Source organism: Haloprofundus sp. MHR1 (assembly GCF_005155585.1).
Taxonomy (GTDB): Archaea; Halobacteriota; Halobacteria; order Halobacteriales; family Haloferacaceae; genus Haloprofundus; species Haloprofundus halophilus.
Genome location: NZ_CP039833.1, coordinates 2,919,618 through 2,943,002 on the forward strand (window position 1 = coordinate 2,919,618; position 23,385 = coordinate 2,943,002).

A 23,385-nucleotide genomic window follows, 5' to 3' on the forward strand; every position below is an offset into this window, starting at 1 on the left:
GCGTCTACCGGTACGGCGTCGCCGGTTTCCCGATACCGGAAACGAGTTCGACGGCGTCGTCGAACGCGACGCCGTGAAGCGACCGGCCGTCGCGTGTCCCTACAGGATACCCATCTCGCCGAGTCGCTCGGGGAGGTAGGTGTCGGTGACGAAGTCCAGCCCCCGGGACGCGAGCGCCTGCTGCTCGGCCTTCTTGCCGATGTCGAGTTGGAGCTCTATCTGTTCGGTCCAGTACTCCGTCTGGAACCGCGGGTCGTCCAACTCGCTTTCGAGCGCGTTGATGTCCGAGTCGCTGAGCGGGTCCGTCGGCAGGTCGTAGTCGACGATGTCCTGCGGTTGGATGCCGACGAACTTCGCCTCGGGCGTGGCGAGGTACTCCGAGAGGTGCGCGGATTTGATAGACCCGTAGGCGACGGAACCGTAGATGCGGTACGACCACGGGTCGCCGTCAGTGAACACCACGACGGGCAGGTCGAGTTCGTCGTGCAGTCGCTTCGTGATGCGGCGGGTCGCGCGGGCGGGTTGACCCTTCAGGTGGACGACCATCGCGCCGTGGTCCTCGTCGAAGCCGTTCTCGACGAGTCGGTCGCGCATCCCGCCGGTCTCCACGCAGAGGACGAACTCGATGTCGTGGTCGAGGAACTCGATGGTGTCGGGGTTGTTCGGGATCTGATAGCCGCCCTCGCCGACGTCCTCCTGACAGTGGATTTCGCGCTCTCCGCGCCGCGTCTGCTCGCGGATGCGGAGCGGCCCCATCAGCGTCGCGCCCGACTCCTCGGGGCGCATGTGGAAGTCCTCGCGGGTGACCTTCGAGACGATTTCGAGGTCCTCAACCAGCTGGTTCGACTCGTCCTGGTCGTTGAAGCCGGCCTCCTCGGAGTCCCACGACTCCGAGAGGTAGTACAACTCACGCAGCGTCGACGAGCGGTCCTCCTCCAACTGCTGGGCGAGGAAGTCGATGGTGTAGACGGCTTTGAGCAGTTTCCGCGCGCCGCGGACGCTGTTGGCGCTGCGGGTGCTCGTCCGGTCGCCGTACACCCAGACGTGGCTGTCCTCGTCGTACTCGATGTTGCTCTTCGTCCGGGTGGGCAGTTTCATCTCCGGAATCTGCCCGCCGGCGAACTGGTCGTAGAACTCCACCGCGAGGTCGATGAGACGCTCGCGGGCTTTCTCCTCCTGTAGCTCCGTGTCTGAACTCATATTATGCGTTCACCGTAAGTCGTTCCGTCTCGACACCGTCGACGTCGATGTCGAACGTTGCATCCGCGCCGACCGTGTAGGTCAGCGTCGCCGTCTCGCCCGACGGAACCGCGGGTTTCCACTGGACGAACCACTCGCCGTCCAGGTCGACGACGCTCGCCTCGCCGTTGAGCCCCTGCGGTTCGACCGAGACGATGTCCGTGATGTCCAACTCCTCGCTTCGGTCCGAGTAGTTGCGGACGCTGAGCGTCACTTCGTCGCCGTCGACGCGGCGTTCGACGCTCACGTTGTTCATGATGCGGGCCATCGCGCCGTCGATGTTCGGGCGCTCTCGTCCCGTCACCTCCGACACCTTGTCGGCCATCTCGGGGAGAATCTTCCCGAGGACGTTCTGCTTCTGGCGGCGCTGCTGCATCGAGCGCCGTTTCTTCAGGTACGATTTCAGTTCGCGGGCGGCCTCGCGGATGGCGAGCTCTATCTCGTCTTCGATGGCCGGGATGTTCGCCAGCGCGTCCTTCGACTCGCTCGTGAACGGGACGTTCGTCGAGGCGACGTGGACCATGATGACCGCGGGGCCGTTCGGCATCCCGCTGCCGCCGGGTTGGTCCAACCCGTAGTTTCGCCAGCCGATACCCTTGACCACGTCCGTCGTGGCGCACGCGCCGCGCTGGTAGACCAGCGGGACGCGGTTGGCGAACCGGAGCAGGTCGACGCGTCCCTCTGCGGCGAGTTCGCCGCCGTAGGCGATACCGGCTTCGACGATGAACGGGTCGCCGCCGTGGACCTCCGCGTCGCGGGTGGCCGCTGCGTAGAAGTCGGCGTCGTACTCCTTCCGGAGTCCGGCCTCGACGAGTTCGGCGGTGATGGGCGAGAGACACTCCGTCGGCGGCGCGAGGATGTCGGTGACGCGCATCGCTTCGAGCAGGTCGCTCGCGGCGTCGCGGTCGTCTGCGACCTCGCGCACCGGCGGCGCGTCGTCGGGGACCGTCCGCATCGAGTTCCAGAGCACGTCGACGACGTTCTCGCGGGCCGTCTCGCCGAACGTCGCGTCGTCGTACTCGACGGTGGCGTCGGCGGCGTCGTCGACGAGCGCTCGAAGCGTCTTCCGCGAGAGGCGGTGTCTGTCGTCGTCGAGCGCGGCGAACTTCCGGGCGATGCGCTCTGCGAGGCCGTGAACCGTCGCGTCGTCTTTCTGCGTACTCGTCGCCTCGTCGACGGCGGCGTGTATCGAGGGAACCAGCGCCGACTCGGTACCCTCGTCGGTCTCCTCGTGGCGGGTCAGTTCGGCCCACGCGGCGTCGACGGCGTTCTCTCGAACCGTCTCGCCGAACGTCTTTCCGGTCTCCTCCTGCACCGTCTCGGCGACGTTGTCGACGATGTCGACGAGTTGGAAGTGGCTCGTCCGCTCGCGGGAGGTCAGCACGTCGGCGACGCCGCCGGCGAACTGAGCCGTCGCGTCCGGACCTTTCCCGGAGACGGCGTCGGCGATTTCGGCTTCGAGTTCGTCGGCGTCGGCGACGGCGGGCCACGACATCTCGCGGCCGAAGTGGTTGTCGCGGAAGTTGTCGAGCACCTTCGACGCCGTCTTCTGTCCGACGCGGGTGAACTCCTCCTGGAGGAAGCCCGAAACCGAGTACGAGTCCGTCGAGTCGAGCATCTTCAGCAACGTGCCGAGTTCGACGCCGTGGGGGTGCGGGCGAATCTCCTCGGTTTTGGCGGGGAGCTGGTCGGTCGCGCGCTCGAACTTGAGAGGCGCGTCGAGGCCGGGTTCGCGGAGCTCGAAGCGCGCGTGGGGGTTGACGACCGCCGTGTGCTTGATGTAGTCGTGGAGTTGCTGGCGCGCGCGCATGTTCGCCTCCATCTCCAGTTCGATGCGCGTGCCGTGCGGGCGGTCCCACGAGGTCTCGCGCGACTCGCGAATCTCGGGGTCGTTCTTGTCGGTGTCGACGACGAGTTCGAAGTACTGCGCCTCGGCGCTTCCCTGGGTTCGGGAGGTGATTTTGGCGGGTTTCCCGCTCGTCAACTGCGAGTAGAGGACGGCCGCGGAGATACCGATACCCTGCTGCCCGCGCGACTGCTCGCGGGCGTGAAAGCGAGAGCCGTACAGCAGTTTCCCGAACACTTTCGGCACCTGCTCTTTGGTGATGCCCGGTCCGTTGTCCTCGACGACGAGGCGGTAGTAGTCGCCCGCCTCGGCGATTTCGACGTAGATGTCGGGGGCGATTCCGGCTTCTTCGGTGGCGTCGAGGGCGTTGTCGACGGCCTCCTTGACGGCGGTGACCAGCCCTCTGGCCCCGCTGTCGAAGCCGAGCATGTGTTTGTTCTTCTCGAAGAACTCGGCGATGGAAATCGACCGCTGGTTCTGCGCCAGCTCGTCGGCGATTCCCGCCTCGTCGCCGAGTGTCGACTGAAACGAGGTCATTCTGTGAATCCAGTTATCGACGGGACGGTTAAAACCTGTTCGGGACCAGGGTGAAAGTGAAAATCGGAGTGAGAGCCGTTCGCACACCGAACGGTTCGCCTTCCGAAATGTCTCGCACAACCGAGTAGTACGATGTTCGAAGAGTGGCGTTGTCGGTGGGCTTCCCCCAGGGGTTCGACGCCCGAAACCCCCTTCCGGACGGTTACGGGCGACCGCCGAAAGGCGACTCGGAGCGTCGGGTCGTTTCGTCGGTCGTACAGTCGAAAACTATTCGTAGGTCATCTCGGTATCGTCACAGCGAGCGGCGCTCGGACGCGACGAACGTCGTCCGTCCGCTCCGAACGCCGGGTCGTCGAACGTCGCCTCTGTGGTTTATTTGGTGTCCGCGCGCCCGCGCGTGCGAGGGCTTTAAGGAGGGCGGTATCTTAGCTGAGGTAGATTCTATGTCCCAAGACAGCGAGTACGGCGCCGGGCAGATTCAGGTCCTCGAGGGCCTGCAAGCCGTCCGGAAACGTCCGGCGATGTACATCGGTTCTACAGACGTTCGTGGACTCCACCATCTCGTCTACGAAGTCGTCGACAACTCCATCGACGAAGCCCTCGCGGGCCACTGTGACGCTATCGAGGTGACGATTCACGACGATGGCTCGGTGTCGGTCTCCGACAACGGCCGGGGTATCCCGGTCGACACCCACGAACAGTACGAGCGTCCGGCGGTCGAGGTCATCATGACCGTCCTCCACGCCGGCGGGAAGTTCGACAACAAATCCTACCAGGTCTCCGGCGGCCTCCACGGCGTCGGCGTCTCCGTCGTCAACGCGCTCTCTCACTGGCTCGAGGTCGAGATCAAGCGCGACGGCGGCGTCTGGAAGCACCGCTTCGACCGGGGCGAACCCGAACAAGGCGAGTTCGAGCGCGTCCGCGACCTCGACCCCGACGAGAGCACCGGAACCACCATCCAGTTCTGGCCCGACTCCGACATCTTCGAGACGACGGAGTTCGACTTCTCGACGCTCGCCACCCGTCTCCGCGAACTCGCCTTCCTCAACTCCGGCGTCGAAATCACGCTCACCGACGAGCGCTCCGACGACTCGGAGACGTTCTACTACGACGGCGGCATCCGCGAGTTCGTCGAGTACCTCAACGAGACGAAGACCGCACTTCACGACGACGTCGTCTACTTCGAAGACGAGGACCAGAACATCCAGGTCGAAGTCGCCATGCAGGCGACCGACGAGCTGCAGGGCTCCATCCACGCCTTCGCCAACAACATCAACACCCGCGAGGGCGGTACCCACCTCACCGGGTTCAAGACGGCGCTCACCCGCGTCGTCAACGACTACGCGAGCAAGCAGGGACTCATCGACGACCTGGACGACAACCTCCGCGGCGAGGACGTCCGCGAGGGACTCACCGCGGTCATCTCCGTCAAACACCCCGACCCGCAGTTCGAGGGGCAGACGAAGACGAAGCTCGGCAACTCCGAGGTCCGAGGAATCGTCGAGAGCGCGACGCACAAACGCCTCTCGACGTACTTCGAGGAGAACCCGGGAACGGCGCAGGCGATAATCCGCAAGGCCGCCGAGGCCGCCAAAGCCCGGAAAGCCGCGAAGAAGGCCGAAGAGCTGACGCGCCGCAAGAGCGCGCTCGAATCGACGGCGCTGCCCGGCAAACTCGCCGACTGTCAGACCCGCGACCCCGCGGAGTCCGAACTGTTCATCGTCGAGGGTGACTCCGCCGGCGGGAGCGCCAAACAGGGCCGCGACCGGCACAATCAGGCCATCCTCCCGCTCCGCGGGAAGATTCTCAACGTCGAGAAGCACCGTCTCGACCGGATTCTGGAGAACAACGAGGTGCGCGCGCTCATCACCGCCATCGGCGCGGGCATCGGCGAGGAGTTCGACATCGAGAACGCCCGCTACCACAAGATCATCCTGATGACCGACGCCGACGTCGACGGCGCGCACATCCGTACTTTGCTCCTCACGCTTCTGTACCGTCACATGAAGCCGCTTCTGGAGGCCGGCTACGTGTACGCGGCGCAACCGCCGCTGTACCGCATCCGCTACCGCGGCGAGACGTACGACGCGATGACGGAGGAAGAACGCGAGCGCATCGTCGAAGAGAAGTGCAACGGCAACCCGACGCGCATCCAGCGGTTCAAGGGGCTCGGCGAGATGAACCCCGAGCAGCTGTGGGAGACGACGATGGAGCCCGAGAACCGCATCCTCAAACAGATAACCATCGAGGACGCCGCCCAGGCCGACCGCATGTTCAACGTGCTGATGGGCGACGCCGTCGAACCGCGAAAACAGTTCATCAAAGACCACGCCACCGACGCAGAGTGGGTGGACATTTAATCTGATACATGAGTTCAGAACTCCCCGACCCGGACGCGAACGCGGAGGCCGCGCGCGTCAAGACCGCACGAATCGAAGACGAGATGGAGCAGTCGTACATCGACTACGCGATGTCGGTCATCGCGGGCCGCGCCCTCCCGGACGTCCGCGACGGCCTCAAACCCGTCCACCGCCGCATCCTCTACGCGATGCACGAGGCGGGCGTCACCGCGCGCTCCTCGCACCGAAAGAGCTCCTCTATCGTCGGCGAGACGATGGGTGATTACCACCCGCACGGCGACTCCGCCATCTACGACGCGCTCGCCCGGATGGCGCAGGACTTCTCCATGCGCTACCCGCTCGTCGACGGCCAGGGCAACTTCGGTTCCGTCGACGGCGACCCGCCGGCGGCGATGCGGTACACGGAGGCGCGCATGTCCGCCATCGCCGAGGAACTGCTCTCGGACATCGAGAAGGACACCGTCGACTACCGCGCGAACTACGACGACCGCCTGCAGGAGCCGGACGTGCTCCCCGCATCGTTCCCGAACCTCCTCGTGAACGGCTCTTCCGGGATTGCTGTCGGGATGTCGACGAACATCCCGCCGCACAACCTCGCGGAGGTCATCGACGCGACGGTTCACCTCATCGACAACCCCGACTGCACCATCGAGGACCTGATGGAGTTCGTCAAGGGGCCGGACTTCCCGACGGGTGCTAACATCGTCGGCCGCAACGCCGTCCACCAGGCGTACAAAACCGGCCGCGGTCGCATCCGCGTCCGCGCGGAGTACGAGGTCGAAGACGACGAGCGCATCGTCATCACCGAACTCCCGTTCCAGGAGAACAAGGCGCGACTCGTCGAGCGCATCGCCGACAACGTCAACGAGGGCAAGATAGAGGGCGTCCGCGACCTGCGCGACGAGTCCGACCGCGACGGTATCCGCATCGTCGTCGAACTGAAGCGCGACGCCATGCCCGAGGTTGTGAAGAACCAGTTGCTCGAACACCACCTCGAATCGACGTTCGGCGTCATCAATCTCGCGCTCGTCGACGGCGAACCCCGCGTGCTCACCCTCAAGGAGACGCTGGAGGAGTACGTCGACCACCGCCGCGAGGTCGTGCGCCGCCGCAGCGAGTACGACCTCGAAGAGGCCGAAGACCGCGCGCACATCCTCGAGGGTCGGTTGACCGCGCTCGAGAACGTCGACGACGTGGTCGACCTCATCCGCAACTCCGAGAGCCGCGACGACGCGAAGGAGGCGCTGATAGCGGAGTACGACTTCTCGGAGGCGCAGGTCGACCACATCGTCGCGATGCAGCTCGGTTCGCTGACCTCGATGGAGGCCGAGGCCATCGAAGACGAGTACGAGGAGGTGCAGGCGACCATCGAGCGTCTCAACGAGATTCTCGAAAACGAGTCCGAACTGCTCGGCGTCATCAAAGACGAACTCCGCGACGTGAAGGAGGAGTACGGCGACGAGCGCCGGACGAGTTTCATCGAGGACACCGGGACGGTCACCCGCGAGGACCTCATCCCCCAGGAGGACATGGTCGTCGTCGTCACCGAGGACGACTACATCAAGCGGATGCCCGCCGCCGATTTCCGCGCGCAGGGCCGCGGCGGGAAGGGTATCATCGGCACCGACCTGAAGGAGGGCGACCGCGTCTCCTCCGTTTTCTTCGCCAACACCCACGACTACCTGTTGGTCTTCACCACCCACGGGCAGGTCTACCAACTGAAAACGTACCAGATACCGGAGATGGGTCGGACCGCCCGCGGAAAATCCGCGGTCAATCTGCTCGACCTCGACGCCGACGAGGAGATAACGGCCGTCGTCAACACCGACGAGATGGACGACGACGAGTTCCTCACGATGGTCACCCGCGACGGCTACGCCAAGCGGACCGCCGTCGACGACTTCGCCAACATCCTCTCGACGGGTATCCGCGCCATCCGCCTCGAAGACGGCGACGAACTCGTCGACGTCGAGGTGACAGACGGCGACCGCGACCTCGTCGTCGCCACCGAGGGCGGCATGAGCATCCGGTTCGACGAGGGCGAAGTCCGCGCGATGGGTCGCAGCGCCCGCGGCGTCCGCGGCATCCGCCTCACCGACGGCGACGTGGTCGCCGGCGTCGCTGCGGTCGACCCCGGCCAGCACGACTGGTTGCTCACGGTGACGCAGAACGGCTACGGCAAGCGCAGCGACCTCGAAGACTACCGCAAACAGTCCCGCAACGGCAAGGGTCTCATCGACATCAAAACCAACGACCGCAACGGGACGGTCTGTGCCATCGACGCCGTCGCCTCCGGCGACCACCTGCTCGTGATGAGCGAGGACGGCCAGATAATGCGCACCCGCGTCGACGACATCTCGAAGTACGGTCGCAACACGATGGGGGTCATCGTGATGGACTTAGACGACGGCGACTACGTCGCCGCCGTCGACGTGATTCCGGCCGCGAGCGTCGGCGAAGAGGCGGAGTCAGATATCGAATCCGAAGAGACGCCGACCGCCGACGCCGACGACGAGTAGTTCGTCTGCGAGTAGTCGACGAACCGGACGCGGACGACGGGGTTCTGTCCCGTCTCGGCGCGTATCTCCCGCTGTATCTCGCTCGGAAGCGACGAGTACGACCGGTCGGTCGTCCGCGTGACCGTGACGGTCACCGTCTCTCGCTCCGCGAAGCCGACCGGGTAGGCGTACTGGACGCTGACGCTCGTCGCCTGCAGGTCGCTGTACCGCTGTTGCCCAAGCACCTCTTCGACCTGCTGGTTCACCGTCCGCTGGTAGTTCACCTGCTGGACCGTCCCGACCGTGACGACGCCCACTCCCGCGAAGAGAACCAGCGCCGCGAGCGCGACGGCGGGCACGTTGACGGCGTCGTTTTGCAGGTAGCCGCGGAGGCTATCGACGCTGGAGCGGTACCCCAAGAACGACAGCGTGGCGATCATCGCGACGTCGATAGCGAGCACCGTCGCGGCCAGAAGCAACAGCGTCCCGAGCACGAGCAGCGGCGCACCCCACGCGACGCCGATGCCGGTGACGCCCGCCGCGGGGATGAGCGCCGCCGCGACCATCACGCCGATGAGCGACAGCGGCCCCTTCGTCGTGACGCCGAACGTCGCCGCGGCCCCGGCGGCGACGCCGACGAGGATGGCGACCGAACTGGGGGCGAGGCGGAGGCTGACGAGTTCGATGCTCGCGGGGGCGAGCGTCGACGAGACGAGCGAGAGTTCCTTCAGCGCGAACGCGGTGACCGTCGCGCCGACGACGGCGACGCCGAGGCCGAGAACCTGCTGGCGGACGCCGGCGACGCACATCTCCCAGTTGCTCGTCGTCGCGCCGACCGTCGCGGTGAGTATCGGCCCCATGATGGGCGCGATGACCATCGACCCGACGACGATGGCCGGCGAGTCGATGAGCAACCCCGCCGTGGCGATGATGGCGCTGAGAAACAGCATCCAGACGTAGGAGTAGTCGTCGCGGCTCAACGACTCGGCTTTCGACTGGAGTTCGAACTCCGCCAACGGGGTGAAGTCCTGCGCGTACCGCTTCTGAAGCCGGTCGACGTTCGGCGTCAACACCGCCTCGGCGCTGCCGACGACGGTGTAGGTCCCCTCCTCTACCCCGGCGTCGTGAAGGTCTTCGAGCACCTCTCGAACCCCGTCGACGGGGACGGGAAACTGGAAGAGAACCTTCGCCTCGGTACCGCTGCCGTCGCTCGTGACGGCGTAGTCGACGTCGAGTTCCGAGAGCGTCTCTTCGACCGCCGGGCGCTCCTCGGCGGGGACGAAGATGTGGACGTGGCGCACGTGAAAAGTAGCGACGGAGAGCCGCAAAAACGGGGTGTCTGTGTATTCAGGGTGAGTGACGCTGTGTCGTCAGAGAATCGTCTTTCCGAGCGCGCTCGCGGCCAGTTCCGTCGCCAACTCGGCCGTCTCGTTGTGTTCGTCGAGGATGGGGTTCACCTCGACGACTTCGAGCGAGCGCATCGCCTCCGACCGAGCGACCGTCTCCAGCGCCGAGTGCGCTTCGCGGTAGCTGACGCCGCCGCGGACGGGCGTTCCGACGCCGGGGGCCTCCTTGGGGTCGAGCCAGTCCAAGTCGAGGCTGACGTGGACGCCGTCGGTGCCGTCGGTGACCACGTCGAGCGCGTCGTCGACGACGTCGGTGATGCCGCGCTCGTCGATGTCGGACATGGTGAACGCCGTGAGGTCGGTGGTGCGGATGAGTTCGCGTTCGGCGTCGTCGAGGCTGCGGAGGCCGACGAGGGCGACGTTCTCGGGGTCGAGCCCCGGCGCGTTCGCCCACTCGACGCCGCCGAAGTCGGCGATGCCGAGACCGGCCGCCAGCGGCATCCCGTGGACGTTACCGCTGGGCGTCGTCGTCGGCGTGTTCAGGTCGCCGTGGGCGTCGAACCAGATGGCCCCGATGTCGGCGTCGCGCGCGGAGCCGACGAGCGACCCGATGGCGACGGAGTGGTCGCCGCCGAGCACCAGCGGCGTCACGCCGTCGTCGAGGGCGTCGGCGACGTCGTCGGCCAGTCGCCTCGAGACCTCTTCGGTCTCGCGGAGGAACTTCGCGTGTCCCTGCGACGGTTGGTTCACTTCCGGGTCGCGCTCCTCGGCTCGCGGAACCGGCAGGTCGCCCGCGTCCTCGGGGACGACGCCCGCGTTCTCCAGTTGCTCGGCGAGACCGGCGTAGCGAATCGCCGACGGCCCCATGTCGACGCCGCGTCGGTTCGCCCCGTAGTCGGTCGGTGCTCCGATGATTCGGACCGTTCGGGTCATACCCGAACGTTCGTGACCGAGCGGGTAGTGGTTCCGATTCCCCCTGCGAACCCGACAGTGACGTGAACACAACGTTTCGTCGTATGCGACTGTCCGCCACGCTCAAGGCGAGAAGGCGTGTTCTTGGAGTAGATGCGGCTCATCAAACTCCTCGTCGACGAGGCCAACAAACAGAACGTCGTCGACGTTTTGGAGACAGAGAACATCGACTTCGTCGTCACGAAGAACGCGACGGAGCGCGAGGACACGGTGCTCGTCGAGTTCCCGCTCCCGACGCAGGCCGTCGGCTACGTCATCGACGAGCTCCGCGACGCGGGCGTCGACGACCGGGAGTACACCGTCATCGCCAGCGCCGAGACGGCGAAAACCCGCAACTACCACGAACTCGAAGAACGGTTCGTCGCCGGCGTCGAGGAGGACGACGCGGTGGCGCGCGAGGAGATTCGCGCGAAGGCGCTCGACATGCACCGGAGCAAGCTGACGTACTACTCGATGACGATGTTCAGCGCCATCGTCGCGGCGTCGGGTCTGCTTCTGGATTCGCCCGCCGTCGTCGTCGGCGCCATGGTCATCGCGCCGCAGGTCGGCTCCGCGCTCATCGCCGGCGTCGGCATCTCGCTGAACGACCGCCGGATGATTCGTATCGGGTTCGCACAGCAGTTCTTCGGCTTCGGCGCGGCGATTCTCGGTGCGTTCGCGCTCGGACTGCTCCTGCAGTCCGGCCAGATAGTCACGTCAGTCCTCGACGTCTCGACGGTCAGCCAGATAAGCAAGCGAATCTCTCCCGGACTGCTCTCGCTGCTCGTCGGTCTCTGTGCGGGGGCCGCCGGGGCGTTCGGCCTCGCGACGGCACTGCCCGTCTCGCTCGTCGGCGTCATGATAGCCGCGGCGCTCATTCCGGCGGCGGCGGCCGTCGGCATCGGGTTGGCGTGGGGCCTGCCGAGCGTCTACCTCGGCGCGGGCGTGCTGCTCGTCGCGAACGCCGTGGCGGTCAACGTCTCGGCGTTTCTCGTGCTCTGGTATCTCGGCTACCGACCCGACTCGTGGACCGAGAACACCCGCGAGGTCAACAACGGTGACTCCGCCGAGACGGACGACCGCCCGCAGTATCTCGGAGCGGTGGTCGCGCTGCTACTGCTCGGGGGTATCTTCGTCGGCGCCGGCGGCCTGCTCGTCGGTCAGATCGGGTTCGACAACGACGTGAACACCGCCGTCGAGCAGGTGCTGGAAGACGACCAGTACGGCGAACTCGAACTCACGTCGATGCAGACGGAGGTGGGGATGGCGCGCCACTTCGGACAGACGCCGGAGGTGACCGTCGTCGTGCTGCGGCCGGCAGACGAGTCGTATCCGAATCTCGCGGAGACGCTCCGCGAGCGGATTCGACAGGAGACCGGGCGTGACGTCGCCGTCTCCGTCGAGTTCCGCGAGGGGCAACAGGCCGGGCAGTCGAGTCGGTCGGTTCGCGGACCGAGACCCGTACCCGCTTAGTCGCCGAGGTACGGTTCGCAGACGCGGCGGACGCCCTCCTCGAAGCCGATTGTCGGCTCCCACCCCGTCTCCTCGCGCATCTTCGAGGCGTCGGCCATCGTGTCGTGGACGTAGACGTCGAGGGGGTTCTCGACGTACTCCGGTTCGACGTCGGTGCCGAGCACCTCGTTTATCATCGCCACCATCTCGTTGAAGTCGTAGCTCTCGCCGGTTCCGAGGTTGTAGGTGCCCTGCAGCCGGTGGTCGGCGGCGAGTTCGAGTCCCCGGACGATGTCGTCGACGTGGGTGAAGTCGCGCGTCTGCGAGCCGTCGCCGAACAGTTCGGGCCGCTCGCCGTTAGCGATTTTGTGTGCGAACTGCGCGACGGTGTTGGCGTACTGGCCCTTGTGTTCCTCCGCACCGCCGAAGCCCTGATACACAGAGAAGAAGCGCATCCCCGCGAGCGACAGCTCGTAGTGGTTGTGGAAGTACTCCGCGTAGCGTTCGCGGGCGAGTTTCGACGCCTCGTAGCCGGTTCGCGCCTCGACGGCCATCGACTCGGGCGACGGTTCGGTTCGACTGCCGTAGATGGAGGACGTAGAGGCGTAGACGACGGTGTCACAGCCGTCCTGTCGAGCCTGGTCGACGGTGTTGACGAACCCTTCGACGTTGACGCGCGCGCCGCGACGCGGGTTCTCCTCGTGCATCGCGTACGACGAGAGCGCCGCGAGGTGAAACACCACGTCGACGTCGGTGGGCAGGTCGTCGTCGAGGACGCTCCCCTCGACGAACTCGACCGCGTCGGTGAGGTTCTCGGGGGTACCGAGATAGAGGTCGTCGACGGCCACCACGTCGTTGTCGACGGCGAGGTGGTTCGCGAGGTTCGACCCGATGAATCCGGCCCCGCCGGTGACGAGAACTCGCTGATTCTGCATACGTGTACGGCCAGAGGTGGCGGTAAAGGCCTACCGATACGTTAAGGCGAAACAGAACGTTTCAGGTTGGACTGAGGCGTCGAACGTCACCGAACAGACATTCTCTGAAGAGACAGTCACCGAGTCAACAGCATCGCCATAATAATCACCAAAAAACCGGTTATCCGTCGAATTTAAGAACATCAATTACGAACGTTCGTTTATGTCGTCTATCGAGCTCACCCCGAGCCAGAAACAGATACTCACGGCCCTGATAAATCTCTACCGTCAGGCCGAGGACGCAGTGAAAGGCGAAGATATCGCCGCGGAGGTGAACCGCAATCCGGGGACGATTCGCAACCAGATGCAGAGCCTGAAGGCGCTGCAGTTGGTCGAGGGCGTCCCGGGTCCGAAGGGCGGTTACAAGCCGACGGCGAACGCCTACGAGGCGCTCGACGTCCAGGAGATGGACGAACCCGCGACGGTGCCGCTGTTCCACGAGGGCGAGCGCGTCGAGAACGCCAACGTCGAGGAGATCGACCTCTCGAGCGTCCACCACCCGGAGCTCTGCCGCGCGGAGATTCACCTCCAGGGATCGGTCCGTGACTTCCACGAAGGCGACAACGTCACCGTCGGCCCGACGCCGCTATCGAAACTCGTCGTCGAGGGAACCGTCGACGGGAAGGACGACACGAGCAACATCCTCATTCTCCGCATCGACGACATGGTCGCTCCCGCGGAGGAGCCGGAACACTAACTGGTTCGGGGACGCTCTTTCGTCTTCTACGGTTCTTCTCTTCTACGCTCGGAGTGACGACGCCGAGACGTCGACAGCGACGCCCGAAAACCAGTGCCGTCGCTCGTCGCAGACGGTGTCCGGAAACGGAGAGAGGAAAGACCGAGTAGTCGAGAAGTCTGGGAAGTCGGGCGGGCCGCGCGAGGCGGCCGTCTCTTACATGTCGTCCCAGGCGGTGAACGCGCGCTTGGGCGACGAGATGTCGGCGATCCAGCGCGTCGCGACCGCCTTCTTGAGGAACTTCGCGCCCGGACCGCCGAAAGTCTGGACGGGCACGCCCTGGACGCCGTGGGCGACGGCCATGTCGCCGACGGAGACGAGCGTCCCCTTGTCCCTGTGGGTCCACGTCTTCAGCGGCTGACCGCGAATCGTGCGGGCGAGGTTCTCGCCAACGACCTCCGCCGCCTGCCACGCCGCCTGCGCGGTCGGCGGGGCGACGTTGTCGTTGCCCTGGTCGACGAGTGCCGAGTCGCCGATGGCGAAGACGCGCTCGTCGCTCGTCGAGAAGTCAGAGCCCGCGAAGATGCGGTTCGAGCGCTCGTCCTTGTCGAGTTTCGCCTCCGCGACCTCCTTCTGGCCGGTGATGCCGCCGGTCCAGATGAACACGTCGTAGTCGAGTTCGGTGTCGTCGCCGACGTAGATGGCTTCCTCGTCGACTTTCGAGATGAACTCGCCGGTCATGACGTCGATGTCCTGGATGTCGAGACGCTTGCGGAGCGCGCCCTGCAGTTCGGGGTCGTTACCGGGGAACACCTCGTCGAGCCCCTCGACGATTTCGATTTCGATGGGCGCGCGGTGCTTGTCGCGGAACTCCGCGATCTCGCCCGCCGCCTGGATGCCCGAGAGGCCCGCACCGCCGACGACGACCTGCGCGGGTTCGCTGCGCGAGGCGTCTTCGGAGGCCGCCTTGATCTGCTCGTGAATCTCGCGGGCGTCGTCGAGGCTCTTGAGCGTGAGCGAGAACTCTTCGAGACCCTCGATGCCGTAGAAGGCGGTGTCGCTGCCGAGGGCGACGAGCAGGTAGTCGTACTCGACGGTCCGGTCGTCGCTCAGTTCGACGACGCGTTCGTCGACGTCGACGTTCTCGACGTGACCCTTCACGAAGTCCGTCTCCGGCGATTTCACGTCGTCGATGGGGACGGCGACTTTCGACTCGACGCTCGGGTCGCGGATGACCCGGTGGACCTCGTGGAGCACGAGGTGGTAGTCTCGCTCCGAGACCCACGTGAGTTCGGCTTCGCCGTCTTCGATCTCGTCTTCGAACGCTTTCACCGCGCCGGCACCGGCGTACCCGGCACCGAGAACGACGACCTTCTGAGTCATGCGTCTATTTGCGGAGTCATACGATAAAGGGGCTTTGGAACGAGAACGGCCTCGTCGCGCGCGAGAGCGAACGAATTTTGGGGTGCGTCCCGATTCCGTGACGGGGCCGTTCGGGGGAAACGAGGCGGGTGCGTCGGTTTACAGCGAGAGGCCGGCGTGCCACTGGTCGACGCCCGCCTCGCGTTTGACTTCGTCCATCCGCGCGAGAAGCGAAACGGCGAGACTCGCGGTCTCCGCCGCCCGCGACTCGCCCTCGGTCCGGAACTCGCCGGTGATGCGGTTGGCGTACACCGAGCAGACCGCACCCGCGCGGAGGCCGTAGACGTTGGCGATGGTCAACAGCGCGCTGGCCTCCATCTCGATGTTCTTCACGTTCGCCTCCCGCAGTTCCTCGACGAGCGACTCGCTGCCCGCCGCGCGAAAGCCGTCGAGACCCGGCCGACCCTGTCCGGCGTAGAAGCTGTCGGCGCTCATCGTCAGGCCGACGTGGTAGTCGTAGCCGAGACGCTCCGCGGCGGCGACGAGCGCCGAGACGACCTCGTGGTCGGCGACGGCGGGGTAGTCCTCGCGGACGTACTCGGCGCTGGTCCCCTCCTGTCGCACCGCCCCGGAGGTGATGACGAGGTCGCCGACCTCCATCTCCGGTTGAATCGCGCCGCAGGAACCGACGCGGATGTACGTCTCGACGCCGACGCGCGCGAGTTCCTCGACGGCGATGGCGGCCGAGGGACTGCCGATACCGGTCGACGTGACCGAGATGGGCGCGTCGTCGTACGTTCCCGTCGCCGTGCGGTACTCGCGGTGGTACGCGACCTCCTCGTAGTCGTCCCACAGCGCGGTTATCTTGTCCACGCGCTCGGGATTCCCGGGGAGCAACACGGCGTCGGCGACGTCGCCCTCGGCGACTTCGATGTGGTACTGGACCTCGTCGTTGGGGTCCTCGCTGGCGTCGGTGTCGGTCATATCCGCTCTCGGGGACGATGCGACAAATAAACCGGTGGTGCGCAGGACCCGACGAGCGCGTCCGACGACGCGGTCGCTCGGTGGATGGAAACGCCCGCGACGGCTCACCGACGACCGTGGACGGCGTCGGCGACGCGCGCTGGTGGGATGACAGACGATAGTATGATATCGCTACGCGGGCGTGTCGCTTGTTACCCGTTAACAGTATAAATCATTCGATTTATACGGGACTCCGCGGGGAAAAATGAACGGCGACGCGTTAGCTCTCGCCCGAGCGCTCGGCGTCCGAGAGCGTCCCCTCGGAGATGGTGTTCGGCAGCAGTTGACCGAGGGTGTACTCGGTGGCCCGCTCGCCGCCCTCGTCGCAGACGACGACGAGCCCGTCGTCACAGAACTCGGAGAGCGTCTGTCGGCACATGCCACAGGGTGTGACGCCGTCGCGGACGCCCGAGGAGACGGCGATGCGGTCGAACTCGCGGTAGCCGTTCTTCACCGCCTCGGCGATGGCGACCTCCTCGGCGTGGAGGCTGTTGCTGTAGTTGGCGTTCTCGATGTTGCACCCGACGAACACCGTACCGTCGGCGGTTCGGAGCGCGGCACCGACGCGGTACTCGGAGTACGGAACGTGAGCGTTCGAGAGCACCGCGCGCGCCTTCTCGACGAGTTCGTCGACCATGGGGTTTCGTCATCGCACGCGGCGGGTATAATCGCTCCGCCACGGATCGGTGGATTCCGGCACCGGACTCGGTGTCGTCTCGGTCGCAGTGAGAAAGAGTCTATAGCCGACGCCACAGAGTTCGACCGTGAACGAACTCGACGTGAAGGAATCCGGCCGCGGTCGGCGCATCCTCCTCGGCGTCGGCGCCGTCGTCGTGCTCGTCGCGGCGCTCATCGGCCTGTTCGTCGGCGAGAACAGTGCGGGCGCGTCTATCGACCTTCTCGGCGTCGCGACGCTGCCAGTGAGTCCGATACCGATGGCGCTCTACGGCGCGGTTCTGGCGACGGTAGCGCTCGGTGCGCTGTTCGGCGCCGTGGAGTTCGTCTCTCGGGTGGAAGAACGCGACCGAGTGTAGTCGAAGCGTCGAACGGAGCGCGGCTCTTTTCAGGGTCGGCCACGGAGTTTCGGTATGGCCGCCTCGACGAGCGACTCCGACTCACCGGAGCCGACGCCGACACCGGAGGAGAACACACCGCTAGCGGAGGAGAGCGGGCGAAACCGGAGACGGGCCGCCCTCGCCGTCGCACCGTTTCTCGCTCTGGGACTCTTCGACGTGGTGCTGCTGCTGTTCTGGGGCATCGAACCGCTGTGGGCGTTCGCCATCCTCCCGCCCATCCTCTTCTGTTCGGTGCTGGCGTGGATCGTCTTCAGCACCGACTTCCTCGACGACCGGACGTAGGCCGGTTCTCCGCCCGCCTATCGGCCGGTGTCGTACTTGTACGTCGCCGACTCCGGGTCGATGCCGAAGTCCTCGGCGCGCTCTTCGGGTTCCGACGCCTGCTCCGCCTTCGGTGCGGCGCGCTTGAACGCCTCGCGCGCCTCGTCGGGCATCTCGAACGCGTCGACGGGAAGCAGAAGCGCCACGGCGTCGGGCATCACGTCTTCGCGCTTGGCTTCGAGCCGCTCCCGGACCGTCGCGGGAAGCGACTCCGACTCGACCGGGGCGAAACCGAACTGGACGAGGTAGTTCGGCTCGTTCGTGAAGCAGTACACTCGCTCGAACCCCTCGTCGCCGGCGGTTTTCACGAGTCGTTCGACGACGTGTGCGCCGACGCCCTGGCCGCGCCACTCCCTCAAGACGCCGATACCGGTGAGCTCGCAGAACTCGCCCTCGTCGTGTTTGTGGATTCGGGTCCGACCGAATCCCGCCCGGGTGTTCGACGCCTCGTCGACGGCGATGACGTAGTCGCGCGAGCGAAACGCGACGTCGTCGAGGTCCATCGCCTCGATGTGATCGAGCAACCAGACCTCGTCTCGGTTCTTGGCGTCTCGAACGTACATGTCACCCAGTAGTCTCCGAGCGGGCAAAAGAATTTACGCAGCCGTCAGCGCCCGCGGCGGTGGCGCCGAGTTTCACATATCCCGGACGACGACACGGGAGTTGGTGACCTCCCGAACGTCGGAGCCCGAGAGGGTGTACGTGTCGTCGTCGACGTCGCCCCAGTCGAGTTCGGCTTTCAACCGGTCGGTGAGACTCGGCGAGGGGTCGACGTGGATGACGTCGCCTTCGACTTTGGCGACGATGCCGACTTCCCGGCCGCTCTCGTCGACGATGTCTTTCCCCTGGTCGTTCTCGTCGAGGTGCGTCTCGGTGTCCGCTTCGGTTCTCGGGTCGCTTTCGGCCTGTGCGCCCTCGTGTCGCTGTTCCTCGGTCGCGTCGGACGACTCGGTCGCGTCGCTCGTGAACGGTTCGTTGCTGTCCTCCGTCTCGGTCGCGTCGCTGCCGAACGGCTCTGCCTCCTCGGTACCGGTAGTGTCGGTCTGTTCGACCGCTTCAGAGCGGTTCTCCTCGGCGGCCGCCGTCCCCTCGGTTCCCGTCGGTGCGGCGGTTCCCTCGCCTCGCTCGGGTTGGTCGGTTTCCGTTCCTTCGGCGGTCGCAGCCATCTCGGCGTCGGCGGTCGTCGCCGTCTCGTGGGTCTCGACCGCCTCCATCCCCTCGTACTCGCGGTCGACGATTTCGCGCTCGACGACGTGGCTCGCGACGACGTTCGTATCGAGTAGCTCCGTCTCCGAGAGGGTGTAGATGCCGCGTTTGCGCTCCTCGACCTCCTCTTCGACGATGGTCCGCTGGAACAGTTCGCTCTCGACGATGTCACCTTCGATGACCTGGCTCTCGACGATGCCCGCCTCGACGACCTCGCTCCCGACGGCGTCGCTCTCGACGATGTCGCTCTCGACGATGGTCTCTTGGACGCCTCGGATGTCGATATCCGCCTCCATCGTGTCGCTCTCGACGGTGTCGGTCTCCTCGAGCTCGGTGTCGACGACGCGACTGTGGACGATCATCCGTTCGAGAATCTCGTTGGTGTTCGACCACAGTTCCTCGATAGTCGCCTCGATGCTCTCTTCGTCGACGAACGACGCTTCGACGAGCTCTCGACTGACGAGTTCGCGGTCGACCGTGGTCTCGCCGATGGTTTCGGTGTCGACGACGTCGCTCTCGATGGTGTCGCGCTCGACGATGGTCCGTTCGACGACTTTCGTCTCCGTGACCTCGGTGGTCACCGTCTCACCCTCCATCAGCGCGCTCTCGACCTCCTCGTTGTCGAGCGCCGCGCGCTCTGCGACGTCGGAGTGGGTGACGAACTCCCACGGTTCGGCGTCGCCTTCCGTCTCGCCTTCGGTGTAGGCGAACGCGACGTTCTCCGAGTCGAACGTCTCGAAGAACTCGTCCCAGTCGCGGCGGTCGTGGGTGTCGTCTATCTCGCTCTCGCGGACGAACCGGTAGTTCATCCCACCCGTGTCTCGCTCCTCGTAGACGGGTGCGTACTCGCGCTCGTCGGCCCACTCTCGGATTCGGTCTCGGTCCGTCGTGACGTTTCGTTCACGTGTTGTTGGTTCGTCGGACATCTGTCTCCACCGAGGGTGTATCCCACGGGACAGCACTTAACAGATTGGTGAGATGTATCGGTGAATCCGTATCTTCGGGGTTCGTTACAGTCCGAATAGACTACGGGAGAGGCCGTTCTGACAGCTTCCGCCGACTATCAGATTGGTGTGGTTGTTTTTACATTTGGCGAATCGCGGGGCGGGGCGAGGCGTCGGGACCGACCGTGCGGTCGTCGACAGAACGCATCCCGTCGAGCGCTCTCGCGGGCCAGTCGTCGGGCTCGATCGTTCACAGACGATAGTGAGCAAGCTACTTGACGGCGGCAGCAGAAGATGGGTGCGATGAACACGCACCCAGACACCGACGAGGTGGTCCACGAACCGACCCGGGAGTTCGTCGAGTCGACCAACGTCTACGCGTTCATGCAGGAGCACGGGATCGACGACTACGAGGAGCTCGTCGCCCGTACCTGCGGCGACGTCGAGGGCGAACCGGACTCGGGCGTCGACTGGTTCTGGGACCTCCTGCCCGACTATCTGGGCATCGACTTCTACCACGACTACGACTCCGTCCGCGACGACAGCGACGGCCCGCAGTTCTCCCGCTGGTACCCCGGCGGCACCATCAACGTCGCGCACAACACGCTCGACAGACACGCCGCCGTCGACTCCGGGACTCGAAACAAAGTCGCCTGCATCTGGGAGGGCGAACCCGGCGACGTCCGCGAGATAACCTACCACGAACTCCACCGGCAGGCCAACCGCGTCGCCAACGTTCTCGAAGCGCGCGGCATCGAGACGGGCGACACCGTGGGGTTGTACATGCCGATGGTGCCCGAAGTCATCTCGATTCTCTACGGCTGTTTCAAGGTCGGAGCCGTCGCCGTTCCCATCTTCTCGGGGTTCGGCGTCGACGCGACGGCGACGCGAATCGAAGACAGCGAGTGCTCGGTGCTCTTCACGGGCGACGGCTTCTACCGCCGCGGGAGCGAAGTGACGCTGAAAGACGCCGCGGACGAGGCTATCGAGCAGGCCGGCCACGTCGAACACACCGTCGTCTACGAGCGACTCAGTTCGGAGATAGAGTGGCACGACGAGCGCGACGAGTGGTGGCACGAGACAGTAGAAGAGGCCGACGACGAGTACGAGACGAAGGAACTGCCGAGCGAGCAGGAGTCGATGCTGCTGTACTCGTCGGGGACGACGGGAAAGCCGAAAGGCATCGTCCACACCCACGCGGGCGTGCTGATGCAGACGGCCAAGGAGATCTACTTCGGCTTCGACCACAAGCCGTCGGACCGCTTCTTCTGGGTGTCGGACATCGGCTGGATGATGGGGCCGTGGACGCTCATCGGCAACCACGCCTTCGGCGGCACCGTCTTCATGTACGAGGGCGCGCCGGACCACCCCGAACCCGACCGCTTCTGGTCGATGATCGACCGGCACAAGCTCTCGGTGTTCGGCATCTCGCCGACCGCGATTCGCGCGCTTCGAAAGCACGGTGACGACTGGCTCGACGGCTACGACCTCTCCTCGCTTCGACTGTTGGGGTCGACCGGCGAACCGTGGGACCCCGAGTCGTGGATGTGGTTCTACGAGAACGTCGGCGGCGGCGAAGCGCCTATCGTGAACATCTCCGGCGGGACCGAGATTTGCGGCTGTTTCCTCATGCCGATGCCCATCCAGTCGCTGAAACCCTGCACGCTGGGCGGCCCCGGCCTCGGCATGAACGTCGACATCGTCGACGCGACAGGTGAGAGCATCGCCGACACCCACGAGCGGGGCTACCTCGTCGCGCGCGACTCCTGCCCGTCGACGACCAAGAGCCTCTGGGACGGCGACGAGCGCTATCTGAACGAGTACTGGTCGCGCTTCGACGACATGTGGAACCACGGCGACTGGGCGCAGAAGGACGAGGACGGCTTCTGGTTCCTCCACGGCCGCGCCGACGACGTGCTCAACGTCGCCGGTCGGAAAGTCGGCCCCGCCGAGGTCGAGGGCGCGCTCATCGACCACAGGGCAGTAAATCAGGCCGCCGCCGTCGGCGTCTCCGACGACACCAAGGGCACGGCCGTCGTCGCCTACGTCGTCCTCGAAGACGGCGTCGACGCCAGCGACGACCTGCGCGCGGAACTCAGAGCGGTCGTCGGCGAGGAACTCGGCAAGCCGTTCCGCCCGCGCGAGGTGCTGTTCGTCGACGAGTTCCCGAAGACTCAGAGCGGGAAGATAATTCGCCGCGCCATCGCCTCGGTGTACGAGGGTGAGGAACTCGGCGACATGAGCAGCATCGAGAACCCACAGGCGCTGGAGAAGGTGAAGGCGGCGAAGTGAGGGGTCGAGGAAGTCGAAGAACGCTCGAAACGCCGAGCGACAACGGAAAGCTTATTCTCTCGCCCTCGGTCGTCGAAATCGTCTATGAGCCCTCCGTTGACACGTCGTCGCACGGTTCAGATTACTGCTACCACGCTCACACTCGGTTTGAGTGGCTGCACCAGTAGGACGGACGCGGCCGGAGACGAAAGTACAGACGAGCCGGCGAACGCGTCGTCGACGCTGTCGTCGGAACCCACCACCGAACGGAGTAGAGACGTGGGGAGCGTCGTTCTCGAAAACTCGGATTCGTCGACGCACGAACTCTCCGTCGTCGTCAAACGGTACGGCGAAGTGATTCACGAAGAAAACCACGTCTTGGAGGCCGGGAGCAGTGAGCAGGTTCCGCTCCGAGAGCCGGGTAGTTACAGTGTCACGGTGGCACTCGACGGAGAGACGGTCGCCAAACGGGAGTCGCTCACGAGGACGGACAAGTGTCGGGAGTGGCGACTCTCGTTCGGTGTCTCCTCGGACGGAGAGCTGAAGAAGAGCCGTGGAGTGGCGTGTCTCCAGTAGGAGTCGCCGTTCTATGTGGTCTCGACGCTCGGAGTGAGAGATTCTACTCCCGTCCGCGAAGATCCCACGCGACCGCGACGCACCCGACGCCGACCAGAACGAACAACGCCCGCCAGACGAGGACTTTCTCGGGCGGGCCCGAACTGTAGCTCCGCCCCGTCACGGCGTACACCTCGCCGTCGTGGGCGATGGGGTCGCGGCGCTCGAACTCGGGAATTCGGTGGTCGACGACCGTGACCGAACCGGTTTCCACGGCCCGACGGACTTCCGGCGAGGTCTCGTCATTCGGGACCGCGATCTGGTCGAGCGCTTCCATCGTCGACAGTTCGCGGTGGGTCAGAATCGTCCGCTCGCCGTCCTCTCTGACCTCCGGCGCGTAGAACCGCCCGTCGATAGCGACGAGGGTGTATCTCGCGTAGCTCAGACTGAATGGGTCCCAACCCGGTAACCTCTCTTGAACGGTGTGATTGTATTCGAGCGAACCCTGTTCGGCCACCTCGCGTTCGAGTGCGCACGCCCGCTCGGTCCCACACGTGAGCGTCTGCTCGGAGATGTAGACGAGCGATTCCGCGACCGTCTCGTTCTCTACCGGTTCGACCTCGTAGGTGACGACGGTTCCGGTGCCGTCGAGGTTGTTCGGATACAGGTATACGGGGTTCAACAGCAACCCGATTCCGAAGATGAGGAGGAGCGTCGTCTTCGTGCTTCTGGAGACCATTCGCTCGCG

19 protein-coding genes are annotated in these 23,385 nt (G+C 65.3%); 8 read left to right on the forward strand and 11 right to left on the reverse strand.

What is annotated here, in order from left to right:
• Positions 1–99: 99 nt before the first annotated feature.
• Together FCF25_RS14775 and FCF25_RS14780 are read right to left on the reverse strand one after the other, a co-directional pair.
• Positions 100–1,200, reverse strand: a complete 1,101-nt coding sequence (locus FCF25_RS14775; protein WP_117591099.1) for a DNA topoisomerase IV subunit A — start codon at positions 1,198–1,200, stop codon at positions 100–102.
• Position 1,201: 1 nt separating this feature from the next.
• Positions 1,202–3,622, reverse strand: coding sequence for a DNA topoisomerase VI subunit B (locus FCF25_RS14780; RefSeq protein WP_137049228.1), 2,421 nt, complete (start codon positions 3,620–3,622; stop codon positions 1,202–1,204).
• A gap of 443 nt (positions 3,623–4,065) precedes the next feature.
• Between FCF25_RS14780 and gyrB the strand changes: the two genes are divergently transcribed.
• On the forward strand, positions 4,066–5,982 hold the full coding sequence (gene gyrB / locus FCF25_RS14785) for a DNA topoisomerase (ATP-hydrolyzing) subunit B (RefSeq protein ID WP_117591097.1): 1,917 nt from the start codon (positions 4,066–4,068) through the stop codon (positions 5,980–5,982).
• Positions 5,983–5,990: 8 nt separating this feature from the next.
• On the forward strand, positions 5,991–8,501 hold the full coding sequence (gyrA, locus tag FCF25_RS14790) for a DNA gyrase subunit A (protein WP_137049229.1): 2,511 nt from the start codon (positions 5,991–5,993) through the stop codon (positions 8,499–8,501).
• Here the strand turns inward: gyrA and FCF25_RS14795 are convergent.
• Positions 8,396–9,781 carry a DUF389 domain-containing protein gene (locus FCF25_RS14795; RefSeq protein WP_137049230.1) on the reverse strand — a complete coding sequence of 462 codons (1,386 nt, stop codon included), beginning with the start codon at positions 9,779–9,781 and terminating at the stop codon, positions 8,396–8,398. The two genes, gyrA and FCF25_RS14795, sit on opposite strands and share 106 nt — an antisense overlap.
• 69 nt (positions 9,782–9,850) lie before the next feature.
• Entirely contained in the window at positions 9,851–10,759 is a 909-nt protein-coding gene (gene rocF, locus FCF25_RS14800; protein WP_137049231.1) for an arginase, read from the reverse strand.
• Positions 10,760–10,891: 132 nt separating this feature from the next.
• Here rocF and FCF25_RS14805 point away from each other — a divergent pair, with 132 nt between their 5' ends.
• Positions 10,892–12,250 (forward strand): DUF389 domain-containing protein, encoded by a 1,359-nt coding sequence (locus FCF25_RS14805; RefSeq protein WP_137049232.1) that lies wholly within the window; start codon positions 10,892–10,894, stop codon positions 12,248–12,250.
• On the opposite strand, the gene FCF25_RS14810 is transcribed toward FCF25_RS14805, so the two are convergent.
• On the reverse strand, positions 12,247–13,164 hold the full coding sequence (locus tag FCF25_RS14810; protein WP_137049233.1) for an NAD(P)-dependent oxidoreductase: 918 nt from the start codon (positions 13,162–13,164) through the stop codon (positions 12,247–12,249). The genes FCF25_RS14805 and FCF25_RS14810 overlap by 4 nt on opposite strands.
• A gap of 202 nt (positions 13,165–13,366) precedes the next feature.
• Between FCF25_RS14810 and FCF25_RS14815 the strand changes: the two genes are divergently transcribed.
• Positions 13,367–13,900, forward strand: a complete 534-nt coding sequence (locus FCF25_RS14815; RefSeq protein ID WP_117591091.1) for an Rrf2 family transcriptional regulator — start codon at positions 13,367–13,369, stop codon at positions 13,898–13,900.
• A gap of 195 nt (positions 13,901–14,095) precedes the next feature.
• Here the strand turns inward: FCF25_RS14815 and FCF25_RS14820 are convergent, their stop codons facing one another.
• From FCF25_RS14820 to cdd, 3 genes are all read right to left on the reverse strand, one after another.
• Positions 14,096–15,262, reverse strand: a complete 1,167-nt coding sequence (locus FCF25_RS14820; protein ID WP_137049234.1) for an NAD(P)/FAD-dependent oxidoreductase — start codon at positions 15,260–15,262, stop codon at positions 14,096–14,098.
• A gap of 138 nt (positions 15,263–15,400) precedes the next feature.
• Positions 15,401–16,225, reverse strand: coding sequence for a nucleoside phosphorylase (locus FCF25_RS14825; RefSeq protein ID WP_117591089.1), 825 nt, complete (start codon positions 16,223–16,225; stop codon positions 15,401–15,403).
• Between the two features lie 259 nt (positions 16,226–16,484).
• On the reverse strand, positions 16,485–16,901 hold the full coding sequence (cdd, locus tag FCF25_RS14830) for a cytidine deaminase (RefSeq protein WP_137049235.1): 417 nt from the start codon (positions 16,899–16,901) through the stop codon (positions 16,485–16,487).
• A gap of 127 nt (positions 16,902–17,028) precedes the next feature.
• On the opposite strand from cdd, the gene FCF25_RS14835 reads away from it, so the two are divergent.
• Both FCF25_RS14835 and FCF25_RS14840 read left to right on the forward strand, forming a co-directional pair.
• Positions 17,029–17,298: a hypothetical protein gene (locus FCF25_RS14835; RefSeq protein ID WP_254425866.1), complete on the forward strand. Its 270-nt coding sequence runs from the start codon at positions 17,029–17,031 to the stop codon at positions 17,296–17,298.
• Positions 17,299–17,352: 54 nt separating this feature from the next.
• On the forward strand, positions 17,353–17,622 hold the full coding sequence (locus FCF25_RS14840) for a hypothetical protein (protein WP_137049236.1): 270 nt from the start codon (positions 17,353–17,355) through the stop codon (positions 17,620–17,622).
• Between the two features lie 17 nt (positions 17,623–17,639).
• Here FCF25_RS14840 and FCF25_RS14845 read toward each other — a convergent pair whose 3' ends face one another.
• Both FCF25_RS14845 and FCF25_RS15910 read right to left on the reverse strand, forming a co-directional pair.
• On the reverse strand, positions 17,640–18,224 hold the full coding sequence (locus FCF25_RS14845) for a GNAT family N-acetyltransferase (RefSeq protein WP_137049237.1): 585 nt from the start codon (positions 18,222–18,224) through the stop codon (positions 17,640–17,642).
• 72 nt (positions 18,225–18,296) lie between these two features.
• On the reverse strand, positions 18,297–19,793 hold the full coding sequence (locus FCF25_RS15910; protein WP_137049238.1) for a hypothetical protein: 1,497 nt from the start codon (positions 19,791–19,793) through the stop codon (positions 18,297–18,299).
• A gap of 321 nt (positions 19,794–20,114) precedes the next feature.
• On the opposite strand from FCF25_RS15910, the gene FCF25_RS14855 reads away from it, so the two are divergent.
• Together FCF25_RS14855 and FCF25_RS14860 are read left to right on the forward strand one after the other, a co-directional pair.
• A complete protein-coding gene (locus FCF25_RS14855) occupies positions 20,115–22,103 on the forward strand; it encodes an AMP-binding protein (RefSeq protein WP_137049239.1) in 1,989 nt (662 codons plus the stop codon).
• Positions 22,104–22,361: 258 nt separating this feature from the next.
• Complete coding sequence (locus FCF25_RS14860; RefSeq protein WP_137049240.1) at positions 22,362–22,658, forward strand: hypothetical protein; 297 nt, start codon at positions 22,362–22,364, stop codon at positions 22,656–22,658.
• 43 nt (positions 22,659–22,701) lie between these two features.
• On the opposite strand, the gene FCF25_RS14865 is transcribed toward FCF25_RS14860, so the two are convergent.
• A complete protein-coding gene (locus FCF25_RS14865) occupies positions 22,702–23,376 on the reverse strand; it encodes a hypothetical protein (RefSeq protein WP_137049241.1) in 675 nt (224 codons plus the stop codon).
• Positions 23,377–23,385: the final 9 nt, after the last annotated feature.